General features: G+C 59.0%; 15 protein-coding genes and 3 pseudogenes. 14 read left to right on the top strand and 4 right to left on the bottom strand.

Annotated elements, in window-relative coordinates; genetic code table 11:
- Window positions 1-3: 3 nt before the first annotated feature.
- Both AC07VR_RS06200 and AC07VR_RS06195 read left to right on the top strand, forming a co-directional pair.
- Window positions 4-114, top strand: a pseudogene (locus AC07VR_RS06200) (PilZ domain-containing protein); the annotation flags it as partial.
- A 10-nt stretch (window positions 115-124) separates the two neighbouring features.
- On the top strand, window positions 125-916 hold the full coding sequence (locus AC07VR_RS06195; protein ID WP_494993992.1) for a TatD family hydrolase: 792 nt from the start codon (window positions 125-127) through the stop codon (window positions 914-916).
- A gap of 343 nt (window positions 917-1,259) precedes the next feature.
- Here AC07VR_RS06195 and AC07VR_RS06190 read toward each other — a convergent pair whose 3' ends face one another.
- The gene (locus tag AC07VR_RS06190; RefSeq protein WP_494993991.1) at window positions 1,260-2,390 is read right to left on the bottom strand and encodes an aminotransferase class V-fold PLP-dependent enzyme; all 1,131 of its coding nucleotides are present in this window, start codon (window positions 2,388-2,390) and stop codon (window positions 1,260-1,262) included.
- 78 nt (window positions 2,391-2,468) lie between these two features.
- Between AC07VR_RS06190 and AC07VR_RS06185 the strand changes: the two genes are divergently transcribed.
- The 6 genes and pseudogenes from AC07VR_RS06185 to AC07VR_RS06160 form a co-directional block, all read left to right on the top strand.
- Complete coding sequence (locus AC07VR_RS06185) at window positions 2,469-3,107, top strand: TetR/AcrR family transcriptional regulator (RefSeq protein ID WP_494993990.1); 639 nt, start codon at window positions 2,469-2,471, stop codon at window positions 3,105-3,107.
- Between the two features lie 139 nt (window positions 3,108-3,246).
- A complete protein-coding gene (locus AC07VR_RS06180) occupies window positions 3,247-4,215 on the top strand; it encodes a GTP 3',8-cyclase MoaA (RefSeq protein WP_495010712.1) in 969 nt (322 codons plus the stop codon).
- Window positions 4,216-4,427: 212 nt separating this feature from the next.
- Window positions 4,428-5,030 carry a DUF4823 domain-containing protein gene (locus AC07VR_RS06175; protein WP_494993988.1) on the top strand — a complete coding sequence of 201 codons (603 nt, stop codon included), beginning with the start codon at window positions 4,428-4,430 and terminating at the stop codon, window positions 5,028-5,030.
- 21 nt (window positions 5,031-5,051) lie between these two features.
- Window positions 5,052-5,612: a DUF1285 domain-containing protein gene (locus AC07VR_RS06170; protein ID WP_494993987.1), complete on the top strand. Its 561-nt coding sequence runs from the start codon at window positions 5,052-5,054 to the stop codon at window positions 5,610-5,612.
- Window positions 5,613-5,813: 201 nt separating this feature from the next.
- Window positions 5,814-5,985, top strand: a pseudogene (locus tag AC07VR_RS06165) (GntR family transcriptional regulator); the annotation flags it as partial.
- 171 nt (window positions 5,986-6,156) lie between these two features.
- Window positions 6,157-6,350: pseudogene (locus tag AC07VR_RS06160) on the top strand (PfkB family carbohydrate kinase); the annotation flags it as partial.
- Between the two features lie 93 nt (window positions 6,351-6,443).
- On the opposite strand, the gene AC07VR_RS06155 reads toward AC07VR_RS06160, so the two are convergent.
- From AC07VR_RS06155 to AC07VR_RS06145, 3 genes are all read right to left on the bottom strand, one after another.
- Complete coding sequence (locus AC07VR_RS06155) at window positions 6,444-6,704, bottom strand: hypothetical protein (RefSeq protein WP_495010711.1); 261 nt, start codon at window positions 6,702-6,704, stop codon at window positions 6,444-6,446.
- A gap of 81 nt (window positions 6,705-6,785) precedes the next feature.
- Window positions 6,786-8,006, bottom strand: coding sequence for an MFS transporter (locus tag AC07VR_RS06150; RefSeq protein WP_494993985.1), 1,221 nt, complete (start codon window positions 8,004-8,006; stop codon window positions 6,786-6,788).
- 123 nt (window positions 8,007-8,129) lie between these two features.
- Window positions 8,130-8,780 (bottom strand): HD domain-containing protein, encoded by a 651-nt coding sequence (locus tag AC07VR_RS06145; RefSeq protein WP_494993984.1) that lies wholly within the window; start codon window positions 8,778-8,780, stop codon window positions 8,130-8,132.
- A gap of 179 nt (window positions 8,781-8,959) precedes the next feature.
- Here AC07VR_RS06145 and AC07VR_RS06140 point away from each other — a divergent pair, with 179 nt between their 5' ends.
- The 6 genes from AC07VR_RS06140 (at window position 8,960) to AC07VR_RS06115 (ending at window position 15,048) form a co-directional block, all read left to right on the top strand.
- The gene (locus AC07VR_RS06140) at window positions 8,960-9,439 is read left to right on the top strand and encodes a GNAT family N-acetyltransferase (RefSeq protein WP_494993983.1); all 480 of its coding nucleotides are present in this window, start codon (window positions 8,960-8,962) and stop codon (window positions 9,437-9,439) included.
- Window positions 9,440-9,581: 142 nt separating this feature from the next.
- The gene (locus AC07VR_RS06135; protein WP_495010710.1) at window positions 9,582-10,559 is read left to right on the top strand and encodes a 2-dehydro-3-deoxygalactonokinase; all 978 of its coding nucleotides are present in this window, start codon (window positions 9,582-9,584) and stop codon (window positions 10,557-10,559) included.
- Window positions 10,560-10,591: 32 nt separating this feature from the next.
- Window positions 10,592-11,212, top strand: coding sequence for a 2-dehydro-3-deoxy-6-phosphogalactonate aldolase (locus AC07VR_RS06130; protein ID WP_495010709.1), 621 nt, complete (start codon window positions 10,592-10,594; stop codon window positions 11,210-11,212).
- Window positions 11,213-11,347: 135 nt separating this feature from the next.
- On the top strand, window positions 11,348-12,496 hold the full coding sequence (dgoD, locus tag AC07VR_RS06125) for a galactonate dehydratase (RefSeq protein ID WP_495010708.1): 1,149 nt from the start codon (window positions 11,348-11,350) through the stop codon (window positions 12,494-12,496).
- Between the two features lie 178 nt (window positions 12,497-12,674).
- Window positions 12,675-13,985 carry an MFS transporter gene (locus tag AC07VR_RS06120; RefSeq protein WP_495010707.1) on the top strand — a complete coding sequence of 437 codons (1,311 nt, stop codon included), beginning with the start codon at window positions 12,675-12,677 and terminating at the stop codon, window positions 13,983-13,985.
- A gap of 259 nt (window positions 13,986-14,244) precedes the next feature.
- On the top strand, window positions 14,245-15,048 hold the full coding sequence (locus AC07VR_RS06115; protein WP_494993978.1) for an IclR family transcriptional regulator: 804 nt from the start codon (window positions 14,245-14,247) through the stop codon (window positions 15,046-15,048).
- The last annotated feature ends 11 nt before the right edge of the window (window positions 15,049-15,059 follow it).

Here is a 15,059-nt window from a genome sequence, read left to right as displayed (position 1 = left end):
TCGGCGGCGGGTGTCGGCATGCAGTTCAGTGATAGTGACAACACCGCTCGAAACAGAATCGAAACCCGTCCGGCCGGAGCCCTGAAGTCCGACCGTCCCACTCATACGATGTAGTTGCAGCCTTATGCTCGTAGATTCCCATTGCCACCTTGATCGCCTCGACCTTGCCGAACATGCCGGCTCTCTTGACGCGGCCCTCGAAGCGGCTCGTCAATGCGGCGTCGGTCACTTTCTCTGTATTGGCGTGAGCGTCGAAAACGCAGCTGACGTCAAAGCGCTCGCCGAGCGCTATGCCGATGTCGACTGCTCGGTCGGCGTCCATCCGCTCGACGTGCAGCCGGGTGCGGCACCTGCATTGGATTGGCTGTTACGCGAGCTCAACCACCCGCGGGTTGTGGCCATTGGTGAAACCGGTCTGGATTATCACTACGAGCCGGAAGCGGCCGAGTTGCAGCAAGCGTCCTTTCGCTTGCATCTGCAAGCCGCTCAGCAGACCGGCAAGCCTGTGATCGTCCACACCCGTGGCGCAAGAGCCGACACCCTGGAGCTATTGCGTGAGGCGGCGCTGCCCCAGGCTGGCGTGCTGCACTGCTTTACCGAAGATTGGGAAATGGCCAAGGCGGCACTGGATCTGGGGTTCTATATTTCCCTGTCCGGCATCGTCACTTTCCGCAATGCCGATGCGTTGCGTGATGTCGCCAGGCAGGTGCCGGCCGACCGTTTGCTGGTGGAAACCGACTCACCGTATCTGGCGCCGATTCCGCATCGGGGCAAGCCGAATCTGCCGCAATACGTACGAGATGTTGCGCAGTATCTGGCGATGTTGCGTGGTGAGCCGTACGAGCGTTTTGCCGAGCAGACCACCGAGAACTTCAAGCGGTTATTTCCGTTGGCGCATGTCATCGGTCCTGCGTGAGCCCCCCTGTAGGAGCGAGCTTGCTCGCGATGGACTCAAGAGCGACGCGTTTATTCAGAAAACACGCGTTATTGTTAACGTCCATCGCGAGCAATCGAGCGTCGACCGGCTGCTCCTACACAAATCGCAGGCAAAAAAAACCCGGGTTCTGGGGGGGGAATCCGGGTTAAGACCATTAGGAGTAAAACAAAGGTACGCAGTCCGTTGGTACCTTCATCGGCGTGCCACTTGGGGGAGATGTCGCGCCGACAGTTGAAGTATTGATCACTATTGCGTTGAGTCCAGTCTGACCCCTCTATTTTTTAAACAGATTTGGAATACGCGCGCTTCAGTTGAGTTCTCATTACTTGGCAATTGTTGCCAAAATCGCCAAAGTTTCGTCGATCACGCGTTTTTCTGTGTAGAAATGTGGGGAAAAGCGAATGCCAGGGCCGCGAGGGATGCACACAACCTGTTGCTGCTTGAGTTGCTCGTAGACCCGCTGATTATCGATGCCATCGATACTGAACGAGAAAATCCCTCCACGCCGGACGGGATTCGGCGGGCTATGCAGTTGCACGCCAGCCATTGTGCTCAAGCCGTCCTGTAGCCATTGCATGCGTTCGGCAATGAGCGCAGCGACCTCTTCCATGCCGACTTCTTCGAGCAGCGATAAACTGGCTTCCAGCGCCATGGCACCGAGCATGTTCGGGCTGCCACACTCGAAGCGACGCGCGCTTTTCGCGGGCTCCCAGTCGCTACGGTTGTAGTCGCCCATGTGTTCGAGCATGTGCCAGCCGAACTCATGGAGTTCAAGCTGCTCGCGCAGCTCGCTGCGGCAATAGAACACGCCCAGGCCTTCAGGCCCCAGGAGCCATTTATGACCGTCTGCCATGGCGAAGTCGCATTGGTAAGCCTGGACATCAAAGGGCAGGGCGCCCAGTTGCTGGATGGCATCGATGCAGAACAGCACGTTCTGTTGCTTGCAGCCGGTGCCAAGGCGCTGCAGGTCCAGGCGCAGGCCACTGGCGAACTGCACGGCACTCACTGACATCAGGCGGGTGCGCGGGCCGCAGGCGGCCAGCAGGGCACCTTCGGGGTCAGCGCCCTTGAGGCTGACCTGCAGCACTTCCACACCTTGCGGTGCCAGGGCTTCCCAGACGATACGGTTGGAAGGGAATTCTTCGTCACTAATGACAATCTGATCGCCACTTTGCCATTGCAGGCCGAAGGCGACAAAAGACAGTGCTTCTGAAGTATTTTTGACCAGCGCTACGTCATCCGTTGACGGTGCGTTAAGCAGGCGCATCAAGCGTTCGCGCAAGCGTTGTTCGAGGGTCATCCAGTCCGAATAGTCCCGTGCGCCCAGTAAAACGTTCTCCTGAGCGAAACGCGCGACTGCCACGGCAGCTCGATTTGGCCAGGGGGCGACGGCAGCATGATTCAAATAACGCAGGCCCGGAGCCTGTACAAATTCATCAAGAAACGTAGACATGGTCGGATGATCCGTGCAATTTGGCGCAAGTTAGGCATAATACGCGGCTTCGATTTTGACCCCTACAGACCTTTTCTTATGCAGAAAGAACCTCGTAAGGTCCGTGAGTTTCGTCGCCGCGAGCAAGAAATTCTCGATACCGCGCTAAAGCTGTTCCTCGAACAAGGTGAAGACAGCGTCACCGTCGAGATGATCGCTGATGCCGTGGGTATCGGCAAAGGGACCATCTACAAGCACTTCAAGTCCAAGGCAGAGATCTATCTGCGCCTGATGCTCGACTACGAGCGTGACCTGAACGAGCTGCTGCACTCTGCCGATGTCGACAAGGATAAGGAAGCCCTGTCCCGGGCCTACTTCGAATTCCGCATGCGCGATCCGCAGCGTTACCGGCTGTTCGACCGCCTGGAAGAAAAGGTGGTCAAGGGCAATCAGGTGCCGGAGATGGTCGAGGAGCTGCACAAGATTCGCGCGTCCAACTTCGAACGACTGACCTTGTTGATCAAGGGCCGGATCAGTGAAGGCAAGCTCGAAGACGTACCGCCTTACTTCCACTATTGCGCATCCTGGGCGCTGGTGCACGGCGCTGTGGCGCTGTATCACTCGCCGTTCTGGAGCAATGTGCTGGAAGATCAGGAAGGTTTCTTCCAGTTCCTGATGGATATCGGCGTGCGTATGGGCAACAAGCGCAAGCGCGATACCGACACTCCCGGCAGCTGAGCCATTCAGTTGCTTTATTGCACCATGTTTCGCTACAGGGTGCAGTACCTCAGGAATATACTCAGGCTAGGGACTTGCTAAAACTTGATTTGTGAGTCAAGTTTTAGCAAGTCCGAATCTTCTACCGCCGGAGTGATCCATGATCGTTGACCGTCAAGGCAGGCATTTTCGCAATTTGCGGATCAGCCTGACTTCAGCCTGCAACTATGCGTGTACCTACTGCGTGCCGAACGGCAAGCGACTGGTCGCAGCGCAGGATGAATTGTCGGCCGAAGCCATGGCCCGTGGCGTTGCTTATCTGATTGAAGCGGCCGGCATCGAGCGCCTGCGTATTACCGGCGGCGAACCCTTGGTCAGCCCCAAGCTGGAAACCTTCATGGGCGCGGTGGGGCAGATGGGGCTGGCGGATATCAGCCTGACTACCAACGGCCAGCTCTTGGCGCGCAAACTGCAGTCGCTGGTGGATGCCGGAATTCGCCGAATCAACGTTTCCCTGGATACCCTTGACCCTGGTGCCTTTCGCAGCATTGCACGCGGCGGCGATCTGGCGACCGTGCTTAACGGTATGGATCAGGCGAAAGCCGCAGGCATCAAGATCAAGGTCAACATGGTACCGTTGCGCGGGCAGAACCTGGATCAGGTGATGCCGCTGCTCGATTATTGCCTTGAACGCGGTTATGAACTGCGTTTTATCGAACTGATGCGTATGGGTCATTTGGCCAGTGATTCGAATGCCTTTTTGCAGCAATTCGTCAGCCTGCAACAGCTGTTGAGCCTGATCGGCGAGCGCTACGAATACCTCCAGGCTGATGCGCCAGTGGATGCCACGGCGGTGCGCTATGAAATTCCGGGCCAGGGTTTCTTTGGCGTGATTGCCAATGAAAGTGTGCCGTTCTGTCGGACCTGTTCACGTCTGCGCTTGTCGTCCACCGGCTGGCTGCATGGCTGCCTCTCGTCGAGCAATCGCCATTATGTCGGCGACCTGCTGGACAAGCCTCGCCACGAGGCTTTGCCAGCCTTGCAACGCCTATTGGTGAAAGCCTTGGGCGACAAGCAGGAAGTGGCCTTTTCCGGTGGCGCGACCATCATGAAAATCATCGGCGGATAAAAGAGTTCGCCGAAATTTGGGTTTGCTGTGGAATCTTCGGTGTTTGCCATGGCCTCATCGCGAGCAAGCCCGCGATGACGGAGTGGCAAGCGATGAAGAAATTTCTGACACTCTCAAATCCCTCCACCATTCCCAAACCCCTTTGAGCTGGCGCGGAAGCTGCATCCTGCCAGGATTCGCCGGTTTTCCGTCACCGGCATCTGGAGGGTAGGATGCGTAGCCTGGTTTTGCTGCTGGCCTTTTTGGCGCTTGGTGGCTGCATGAATGTCAGCGATCTGGGTGAGGGCGCTCGCTATCACATGAGCGATGCGGGCTTGCTCGATCACAGTGATACCCATCGCTCGAACTCGTTCCGCATACAGCCAGACTCCTTTATTTATATCGCCCAAGGCGCCTTTGCACCGCCCGGCAGTCCCTATCCGCGGCCAAATGTGGTCGCCGAAGAAGCCTTCAACGGGTTTGTCGAATACTTCCCCATGGTCCGTCGCGCCCAATCCCCTGAGGGGCTGGAGGAAGCGATGACCGAAGCCCGCGCGGCCGGTGCGCATTATCTGCTCTACACCCGTTTCGCCAAGGCTGACGACCGGATCGGCAACTCGGATGAATGGATCGATCAGCAAGCCGTGGATCGAATGGGGATCGACAGTGGCGTGATTCAGCTCATGTTGATCGAGACCAACACCCGGTATTTGATCGATACTGCACGTATTCACAGTCGTGGTGGTTTACTGACGTTCCACGACAACAAGCCAGAAGATTTGCTGGGTCCGCCGCTCGAGCAATACGCTCGTAGCCTGTTGGGCTTGAGCGACTAAGCAATACACGAGGAAAACAACATGAGTGGTCCGCAAAAAGCTAATGATCTGTTGGGACAAATTCCCAAATCCAAAGGCTTGCCACCGGTCCACTTGTGGAACCCCGACTTTTGCGGCGATATCGACATGCGGATCGCCCGCGACGGAACCTGGTATTACCTTGGCACGCCCATCGGGCGTAAACCGATGGTTAAACTGTTTTCCACCATCATGCGTCGCGATGGTGACGATTACTTCCTGATTACCCCGGTGGAAAAGGTTGGCATCAAGGTCGACGATGCGCCTTTTGTCGCCGTCAGCCTTGAGGTTGAAGGCGAGGGCGAAGCTCAGCTGCTGCGTTTCACCACGAATGTCGAAGAGCAGGCCGAAGCCGGTCCTGAGCATGCGTTGCGAGTGGTGATCGATCCCGACACTCAAGAGCCTGCACCCTATGTGCATGTGCGGAGCAATTTCGAAGCCTTGATCCATCGCAATGTGTTTTACCAACTGGTGGAACTGGCGGTGACACGGGAAATCGACGGGCAGCGCTGGTTGGGGGTCTGGAGTGGCGGTGAGTTCTTTACTATCGGACTTGAGCCTTGAATCGACTGTAAGGTCGTCTCGCGGGGTAGGAGCCGAGCTTGCTCGCGATGAACGTTAACGATAACGCGTGTTTTCTGAATCAACGCACCGCCCTTGAGTCCATCGCGAGCAAGCTCGGCTGCTACAGGATTGCACGGCCGTGGATATCCCTCTGAAATAATCCGCTGCCACTGCCGACTCGTTTCGTTTATTGATTTGTACATGATTAGACATGTTCGATTTGACAAGAAAAAACGAGTGGTTGACGAGCTGATTCGGCGTATCGAAAGCGGCCTCATGGAGGACGGCTTACTGCTGCCGGGGGAGCATCAGTTGGCTGAAGAGTTTGGCGTGAGCCGGGGGGACGTTGCGTGAAGCATTGGCCGAGTTGGAGTCGTTGTAGGCACGGCAAGCTGTGACCACGTATTAGAGAGTGAATCCGTTCGCCACCGTGCTCCCCGCGCGCCCCTCAATCCTGCGAGGAATTGTCATGGCGCGCAGAACCAGCAGAAACGATTTGAAGTGATTCACCCCCATTGTGCGGGTATTGATATCGGTAGTCGGGAGGGTCGTGGCCGTGGACAGCAACGGTGCCGGTGATGCTCATGCCGGGGTGTTTGTCGCTGCGCTGGCCGTCGGTTTGCCACCGGCTCAAGCGGCCCGTCGCGCCAATGCCGCTGCAGCGCTGGCGTCACGCGTTGGGGGCCAGCCACCTCGCCGGGCACTGCCGAGGTCGATGCGTTTATCGCCAGATCGTAGGGGCAGGATCGTCCGAGCGCGGCCCGAACCTCCGGCAGCTCCTTCTGACCCTGGTGCACAGGGTCAGTCTGGAAAGGTTTCGCAGCCTTCGATTTACTTGCGGGCGCTGCCGTCACGGTCAGAGCCCGAGCCACCGGTGGTGGTTTTAGAGCTGGTACCCAATCTGGCGTTGTCCGGGACGCTGGAGTTCATGATGTCCGGGCTACGGGTATCGTTGCGATCAATTCGTGGGTCGGTCGCGGTGGCGGGGGATGTCGCCCGGTAGACTGGGTTGGTCGGGGCGGTTGAACCGGCGAAGGCTGCTGAAGACAGCAACCCGGCAAGGACAAGGGCAGGCAGTTTTGACATGTTCATGGCGTCGCCTCCACTTCTAGAGTCGTTACCCGTACCAGTCTGCTCCCGATTTCGATGGGTTGCTGAATTTAGACGAGTGGTCTAGGCGTTCTGCAGTGCCTTTTCGACGTTCATCCAGCGCCAGATCAGCCGCCCCACGGTAATCAGCCAACTCATCACCGCAACTGCCAATATCATGAGCAACAGGGCGGACATGCCTTGTTCGACGATGATCTTGCCGGCCAACAGTGGAAAGCCGAACACACCTATGAAGTAGGCAAGGCTGAACAGCAACAGGGATTGCGAGGTCGTACCGGCGGGGGCTTCATTGGCGGCGAGGCCGTTGATCACCGAATAGGTTAGCCCGTAACCGACACCGAGAATGACCGCCGCCAGTACATAGCTGAAGCCGTCGTCGACCAGGAACCGGAACATCACGATCGACACCACTGTCAGCCCGCAGAGCAGGCAGGACGCCTCATAGGCGTCGCGTTTGACCACGATGCTGGCGATCAGCAGGCGGCTGCTGATCGCCGCACTCATGAAGCCTAAAAAGAACAGTGAATAATCCAGTGAACGGGAGGCGGCATAGCTGGTCTGGAAGCTCGACAGGCCACCAAACACGCATCCGCCCAGGCCGACCATGATGATCGAAAATACCGCTTTGGAAGAAAGCACTTGGGCTGCCGCCGACCAGGAAATCTTCGACACGGCAGCGGTTCCCAGCAGATTGGGGCGGTGCTTAAGCGCTACTCCCAATCGCCAGAACATCACCACCCCCATCAGGCTTGCCAGCGCGGCGATGTAAAAAGCGGTGGTGACGGGATAGCCCAGCACGCTGGCCGCACGGCCCAACAACGGACCGGAACCAATGCCGGTCATCATGCTGCCTGACAGCAGCGCGAAGTACCTGGCGCGCTGAGTGGGCTCGACCAGCATCGCCACGATGATTGGCCCCAGGGTGTAAAACACGCCCCAGCCGAGGCCAAGCATCAGCCCAAAAAACAATAAGGCATTCCCGAACCCAGGCGTCAGCGCGAAACCCAGGCTGGCCACTACCAGCAAGCAGCCGAACAGCGCAATTGAGCGTGCAGCGCCCAACAGGTCTGACAAATGCCCGGAGAGGATCACCGCCACAAAGGTGCTGAGCATCGCGATCGAGATCACGCTGCCAGCGTCATGCTCGTTGCCGCCGCGTGAACTGATCAGCAGTGACAGTAGGAAGGTCGAACCATAGGACAGTGAAAGCAGATAACTGGCAACGCAAAACAGGCCGAATAGCTTCCCTGAAACGATGGTGTCCTGATGAGTACCGGTCTGCATGAAGGCGTCTCTTGCCAGCTGGAATCATGAATCGCATTTCTAACATGCGAGGCGCAGACGTTAGTTGTGTTCTTGCAGACTTCAGGGTTAGTCAATAACGGAGTAAAGGACTGATTGATGCTGTCAGCACAAACCGATCTCCTCCATAAACTCCTCCATGAATCGCTTCAATCGTTCATGACGAATCTGCGCCAGCCGGCTGCCAGTCCGGGTCTGGAAGCCCGCAGCCAGGTGCAGCAGCTTGGTCTGGAAGTGATCGAGCGTGAAGCGCTTGTCGTCGTAATCGCGGGACTCTGCTTTGGGGTCCAACGGGTGGTAAAACGCGCTGCCCATTCGCCCGGAGACATAAAACGTCCGCGCCACGCCGAGCATTCCAAGGGAATCGAGACGGTCGGCGTCCTGCAGGATTCTTGCTTCCAGCGTCGTTGGCGTAATGCCCGCCGAGAAACTGTGGGTCTCGATGGCGTGGGCGACCGCGGCGACTTTATCTTCCGGCCAACTCAAGTCAGCCAACACCTGCGAGGCTTTCTGTGCCGCCAGACGCGAGGCCTGTGATCTCAACGGCGAATCCTTCTCCACTGCGACACAATCATGCAAAAGCACCGCAGCCAGCAGCACCTCGAGGTCGCCACTTTCCTCTTTGTGGATAACGCGAGCGTTGTTCCAGACCCGATGCAGGTGCGACAAATCGTGGGCGCCATCCTCGGACGGCTCAAGCGCGTGGGGCAGGAGTGTTGCGGCAAGGCTTTGCAGTGGAGCGAAAGCAGCGATCATTCGAAAATCTCGTTAGGAGTAAGACGATTAAACGTCGGGCGCAGGACCTGTGGCGAGGGAGTGGCTTGCTCCCTCGCCACAGTTGATCCGATGACCATAAACCAGGTTTTCATTTGAAATGTGACGAGCGCTCAGCGCCGACTTAGTATGGCTTTTTCACATCCGTACAAGGAAAGTCCATGACCATCGAAATCCGCCCAGCCGTGCCGAGCGATGCCCCGCAAATCCTCGCGTTCATCACCGAACTGGCGGATTACGAGCGCGCCAGGCACGAAGTCATCGCCAGCGTCGCCGACATCGAACGCAGCCTGTTCAACGAAGGCGCCACCGCCCATGGCCTGATCTGTCTGCGGGACGGGCTGCCGATTGGCTTCGCGGTGTTCTTCTTCAGCTACTCGACCTGGCTGGGGAGCAATTGCCTCTACCTCGAAGACCTTTACATCAACCCTGAACAGCGTGGCGGCGGAGCGGGAAAAAAACTCCTGCGTCACCTCGCACAAATCGCCTGCGCCAACGACTGCGGACGGTTCGAATGGAGCGTACTGGACTGGAACGAGCCGGCGATTCAATTTTACAAATCGATCGGTGCCCAGCCGCAGGATGAGTGGGTGCGTTATCGCATGGAAGGGGAAGCGTTGAGAGAGTTTGCCCAGGGGTGAATGGGCGCAATCCTCAAACCCTGTAATATTCCCTATATGTGGGATGCAAATTTATATATTGAGATATTAGTCTTCTCAGGTTTATAGTCGCCTGCATCAGCTCTACGCACTCACTGCTCAATAACAAATTTCAGGTGAAGCGATGCAGGCGCAATTGATCGCGCTCGATTGGGGGACAACCTCACTTCGGGCTTACAAACTCGCTGCCGGCGGCCAGGTGCTCGAACAGCGTTCGCTGTCGTCGGGGATCATGCAGTTGCCCGGTGCGCCGCGGATGATTGCTGGCCAGATGTGCGCCGATGGTTTCGAACTGGCCTTCGATGACGCCTGCGGTGACTGGCTCGATGCACAGCCCGGTCTTCCAGTGATCGCCTGTGGCATGGTCGGCAGCGCTCAGGGTTGGCGTGAAGCCGCTTACCGCGATACCCCGGCGAATGTCGCCAATCTCGGCACCTCCTTGAAAACCCTGCACAGCTTGCGCGGCGTCGATGTGCATATCGTGCCCGGGGTGATCGAGCGTTCGCGGTTGCCGAATGTGATGCGCGGCGAAGAGACCCAGGTCCTCGGCGTGCTGCAGAGTCTGCCTGTCGGCGCGGGAGACAATCTGTTGATCGGCTTGCCGGGTAGCCATTCGAAATGGGTGGAAGTGGCCGGCAGCTGCATCGTGCACTTCGACACGTTCATGACCGGTGAGCTGTTCGCTGTGCTCAGTGAACACAGCATTCTGGGTCGCACCCAACAACGTGGCGCGGCCTTCGATGGCGAGGCATTTGATCGTGGTGTGCAGGTGGCGCTGTCCGCTGACGGCGAGATCGGACCTCTTTCGACCTTGTTCAGTGCGCGTTGCCTTGGCCTGACGGGCGAGCTCAGTTCCACCGAGCAAGCCGACTATCTGTCGGGTCTGTTGATCGGCCATGAGCTCTCGGCCCTTGTCGGCGTACAGCGCCGCCGACGCAACAGCGCCCAATTGCCCTCGATCATCCTTATCGGCAACTCCCAGCTCTGTGCCCGTTACAGCCGGGCGCTCGATACCTGCGGTTTTGCTCAGGTGAGCCTGGCCGAACACGCCACCGAACGCGGTTTATGGCACTTGGCCGAAGCGGCCGGGCTGCTCGGCTGAACCGTCTGCGTTCAACTACCAAGAGGTCTGACATGCTCAAGCAAGCACTGGCGAAAAACGGTCTGATCGCGATCCTTCGCGGCCTGCGCCCGCAAGAGGCGGCGGCCATCGGCGAGGTGTTGTATCAGGCAGGTTTTCGCGTCATTGAAGTGCCACTCAACTCCCCTGAACCGTACGAAAGTATCCGCATTCTGCGCAGCATCTTGCCCGCCGATTGCCTGATCGGCGCTGGTACGGTGTTGACCCCTGAACAGGTCCTGCAAGTGAAGGCGGCCGGCGGGCAGGTGATCGTCATGCCCCACAGTGATCCCAAGGTGTTGCGCGCGGCCAAGGCAGCGGGTTTGTACTTGTCGCCTGGCGTTGCCACGCCGACCGAAGCCTTTGCCGCACTGGCCGAAGGCGCCGATGTCTTGAAGATGTTTCCGGCAGAGCAAATGGGCCCGGCGGTGGTCAAGGCGTGGTTGGCGGTGCTGCCGGCAGGGACGTTGCTGATTCCGGTAGGCGGGATTACGCCGGACAACATGCAGGTGTTTGTCGAGGCGGGCGTCAGCGGTTTCGGTCTGGGCTCCGGGCTGTTCAAACCGGGGCTGACACCTGACGAAGTAGCGGTCCGCGCCAAGGCTTATGTGCAGGCATGGAACGCGTTGCGTTAAGACAATCCCTGTAGGAGCCGAGCTTGCTCGCGATGGCATCACTGCGGTGAAACAGGCAGACCGCGCCGTCTGCATCGCGAGCAATCGAGCGTCGACCGGCTGCTCCTACAAGAGCTGATAACAAGAGAGCTGACGATGAAAATCACCAAACTGACGACCTTTATCGTTCCACCGCGCTGGTTGTTCCTCAAAATCGAAACCGACGAAGGCGTGACCGGCTGGGGCGAACCCGTGGTCGAAGGCCGGGCCCATACCGTCGCGGCGGCCGTTGATGAGCTGTCGGACTATCTGATCGGCAAGGACCCGCGCAACATCGAAGACATCTGGACCGTGCTCTATCGCGGCGGTTTCTACCGTGGCGGCGCGGTGCACATGAGCGCCCTGGCCGGGATCGATCAGGCGCTGTGGGACATCAAGGGCAAGGCACTTGGCGTGTCGGTCAGTGATCTGCTGGGGGGACAGGTTCGTGACAAGATTCGCGTCTATTCGTGGATCGGCGGCGACCGTCCGGCCGACACCGCCCGGGCTGCCAGGGACGCCGTCGAGCGTGGTTTCACCGCGGTGAAAATGAATGGCACCGAAGAGCTGCAATTCGTCGACAGCTTCGAGAAAGTCGACCTGGCGCTGGCCAACGTCGCCGCCGTGCGTGATGCGGTGGGACCGAATGTGGGGATTGGCGTGGACTTCCATGGCCGGGTCCACAAACCGATGGCCAAGGTACTGATGAAGGAACTCGACGCCTACAAACTGATGTTCATCGAAGAGCCGGTACTCAGTGAAAACTATGAAGCATTGAAAGAGTTGGCGCCGCTGACCAGCACGCCAATTGCGCTGGGCGAGCGTTTGTTTTCCCGTTGGGATTTCAAACGGGTGCTCAGCGAGGGCTATGTCGACATCATCCAGCCGGATGCTTCCCATGCCGGCGGCATCACCGAAACCCGCAAAATCGCCAACATGGCCGAAGCCTATGACGTGGCGTTGGCGCTGCATTGCCCGCTGGGTCCGATTGCGCTGGCGGCGTGCCTGCAACTGGACGCGGTTTGCTACAACGCGTTTATCCAGGAGCAGAGCCTGGGTATTCATTACAACGAAAGCAACGACCTGCTGGATTACGTCAAGGATGCGCGGGTGTTCGACTACGACAAAGGCTTCGTGAAAATCCCGAATGGTCCGGGCCTGGGCATCGAGATCAACGAGGAGTACGTCATCGAACGCGCCGCCATTGGCCACCGCTGGCGCAACCCGATCTGGCGCCATGCCGATGGCAGTTTTGCCGAGTGGTAATAGTGGTCTGACCCAACACAGTTCCCCTGTGGGAGCGAGCTTGCTCGCGAAGACGGCGGCATGTGCAGCGAGGATGTTCAGGCATACCGCGTCGGCCCAATCGCGAGCAAGCTCGCTCCCACAAGGTATCAGCACAAGTCTTTGTATCGCCCTCAATAATCATAAGAAGAGGCACCCCATGCATCCTGAGATTTTCACTGGGCAGGCGTCGTTGGTGACGCCGAGCCGCAAGCGTTTTTTCATCATGGTCCTGCTGTTCATCACCGTGGTGATCAACTACCTGGACCGCAGCAACCTGTCGATAGCCGCCCCGGCGCTGACCAGTGAACTGGGCATCGATCCGATCCATGTCGGGCTGATCTTCTCCGCGTTCGGCTGGACCTACGCCGCCATGCAGATCCCCGGTGGCTGGCTGGTGGACCGGGTGCCGCCGCGCATCCTCTACAGCGTTGCGCTGCTACTGTGGTCGGTGGCCACGGTGATGCTCGGTTTCGCCGCCAGCTTCATCGCGCTGTTCGTTTTGCGCATGGCCGTGGGCGCGCTGGAAGCACCTGCCTATCCGATCAACAGCCGGGTGGTGACCACCTGGTTTCCCGAGCGTGAGCGCGCGACCGCTATCGGCTTCTACACCTCCGGGCAGTTCGTCGGGCTGGCCTTTCTGACGCCCGTATTGGCCTGGCTGCAACATCAATACGGCTGGCACATGGTATTCGTCAGCACTGGTGCGGTGGGGATTCTCTGGGCGGCCGTGTGGTACGCGGTGTATCGCGAGCCACGGGATTTCAAGGGGGCCAATCTGGCGGAAGTCGAGCTCATCCGTGAGGGCGGCGGGCTGGTCGATATCCAGGCCGAGACGGCCCGGCGCAAGGCACCGTTCAACTGGACGGACCTGGGCACTGTGTTGAGCCAACGCAAGTTGTGGGGCATCTACCTCGGACAGTTCTGTCTCAATTCGACGTTGTGGTTTTTCCTGACCTGGTTTCCGACCTATCTGGTGAAATATCGCGGCATGGACTTCATCAAGTCCGGCCTGCTGGCGTCGCTGCCGTTTCTCGCGGCGTTCATTGGCGTGCTCTGCTCGGGGTTCTTCTCCGACTGGCTGATCCGCCGCGGCGCGACGATCGGTTTCGCCCGCAAGTTGCCGATCATTGGCGGGTTGCTGATTTCCACCTCGATCATCGGTGCCAACTTTGTCGAATCGACGCCGTGGGTGATCGCCTTCCTGGCGCTGGCGTTTTTCGGCAACGGGCTGGCTTCGATCAGCTGGTCGCTGGTCTCGACCTTGGCACCGGCACGCTTGTTGGGGCTGACGGGCGGGGTGTTCAACTGCATCGGCAATCTGGCGGCGATCGCCACGCCGATCGTTATCGGCTTTCTCGCCAGCGGCGACTCCTTCGCCCCGGCGATCACCTACATCGCCGCGCTGGCGTTGATCGGCGCCCTGTCCTATGTGGTGCTGGTGGGCAAGGTAGCGCGGATCGAGCTCTAGGCTCTGTACGATAACTGCCTGCGCGACGATCATGCTGCGTTAAAAACACGCTCGGACGAACGAAGTGAGAACGTCCAAAGGACGGCCCGAAGGGCGAGCGAAGCGAGTAATGCTCATTTACAACCCGTAAACTCCGCTTCCTCGCCTGTTTTTGCCTTGCCTGATCGCCGCTCGGCGAGTTCTCGTACAGACCCTGGCAAGCGCAAGACCGGGCGACCATAATGCCGCCGGTTCCCTCGCTGATTGTTGAAGGCCAGATATGCAGGAAGACGTCGCAAAAAACGCCAAGGACGCCGCGCCGACAGGTACCCAGACGCTGCTACGCGGCCTGGGGGTGGTTCAGGCCGTGGCCAGTGGTGCTCGCGACCTCAAGGAAATTGCCCGGCTGATCGGGACCACCCGCAGCACCACCCATCGTCTGGCCAGTTGCCTGGTGGAGGAGCGCTATCTGCGGGTCGTGCCGCAAATCGGTTACCTGCTGGGGCCCAAGCTGATCGAGCTGGGTTTCCAGGCGCGCGAAGCGCTGCCGCTGGTGACCCTGGCCGGGCCGTATCTGGACGAGTTGTCGGCGTTGACCGGCGATACCATTCACCTGGCGATCCGTGAAGACGATGACGTTCTGTACCTGCACAAGAATCCGGGGCGCAATGGTCCGGAAATGCGTTCGCGAGTCGGTCATCGCATGCCGCTGGCGCGCACCGGGATCGGCAAGGCGCTCATGCTCGATGACTCGCCGCAGGAGTGGCAGCGCCTGTATCGGACCAGCTTGCCGGCGGGCGGGCAAAACCAGTTATGGCCGCAGCGCCCGGAGCCATCCTGGGAGCAATTCCAGCAGCGCATGCTGGAGTATGTGGCGGGCGGCTACGCCTTTGACCTGGAAGACAATGAACCGTCGATCCGCTGTGTCGCGGCGCCGGTACGCGATGCCAGCCGGCGAATCGTCGCCGGGATCAGTATTGCCAGTACCGTACCCTATATGCCGCTGGAGAAAATGGCCGAGCTGATTCCGCTGATCAAGCAGGTCGCCGCCCGGCTTTCCGCCGAGTTGGGGGCCAAGGCCTGAGCCGGGCCTGC

The sequence above is a fragment of the Pseudomonas sp. GW821-FHT02H09 genome (assembly GCF_059421425.1).
Note: the sequence above shows the minus strand (reverse complement) of the source record. Positions and strands in the feature narration are given on the sequence as shown.

Bases quoted from the DNA above. Each gene is read 5' to 3' on its own strand.
- AC07VR_RS06135 (WP_495010710.1), top strand. From the start codon at position 9,582: ATGCAGGCGCAATTGATCGCGCTCGATTGGGGGACAACCTCACTTCGG.
- AC07VR_RS06170 (WP_494993987.1), top strand. From the start codon at position 5,052: ATGAGTGGTCCGCAAAAAGCTAATGATCTGTTGGGACAAATTCCCAAA.
- AC07VR_RS06150 (WP_494993985.1), bottom strand. From the start codon at position 8,006: ATGCAGACCGGTACTCATCAGGACACCATCGTTTCAGGGAAGCTATTC.
- AC07VR_RS06155 (WP_495010711.1), bottom strand. From the start codon at position 6,704: ATGAACATGTCAAAACTGCCTGCCCTTGTCCTTGCCGGGTTGCTGTCT.
- AC07VR_RS06180 (WP_495010712.1), top strand. From the start codon at position 3,247: ATGATCGTTGACCGTCAAGGCAGGCATTTTCGCAATTTGCGGATCAGC.
- AC07VR_RS06195 (WP_494993992.1), top strand. From the start codon at position 125: ATGCTCGTAGATTCCCATTGCCACCTTGATCGCCTCGACCTTGCCGAA.
- AC07VR_RS06120 (WP_495010707.1), top strand. From the start codon at position 12,675: ATGCATCCTGAGATTTTCACTGGGCAGGCGTCGTTGGTGACGCCGAGC.
- AC07VR_RS06190 (WP_494993991.1), bottom strand. From the start codon at position 2,390: ATGTCTACGTTTCTTGATGAATTTGTACAGGCTCCGGGCCTGCGTTAT.
- dgoD (WP_495010708.1), top strand. From the start codon at position 11,348: ATGAAAATCACCAAACTGACGACCTTTATCGTTCCACCGCGCTGGTTG.
- AC07VR_RS06140 (WP_494993983.1), top strand. From the start codon at position 8,960: ATGACCATCGAAATCCGCCCAGCCGTGCCGAGCGATGCCCCGCAAATC.
- AC07VR_RS06175 (WP_494993988.1), top strand. From the start codon at position 4,428: ATGCGTAGCCTGGTTTTGCTGCTGGCCTTTTTGGCGCTTGGTGGCTGC.
- AC07VR_RS06185 (WP_494993990.1), top strand. From the start codon at position 2,469: ATGCAGAAAGAACCTCGTAAGGTCCGTGAGTTTCGTCGCCGCGAGCAA.
- AC07VR_RS06115 (WP_494993978.1), top strand. From the start codon at position 14,245: ATGCAGGAAGACGTCGCAAAAAACGCCAAGGACGCCGCGCCGACAGGT.
- AC07VR_RS06130 (WP_495010709.1), top strand. From the start codon at position 10,592: ATGCTCAAGCAAGCACTGGCGAAAAACGGTCTGATCGCGATCCTTCGC.
- AC07VR_RS06145 (WP_494993984.1), bottom strand. From the start codon at position 8,780: ATGATCGCTGCTTTCGCTCCACTGCAAAGCCTTGCCGCAACACTCCTG.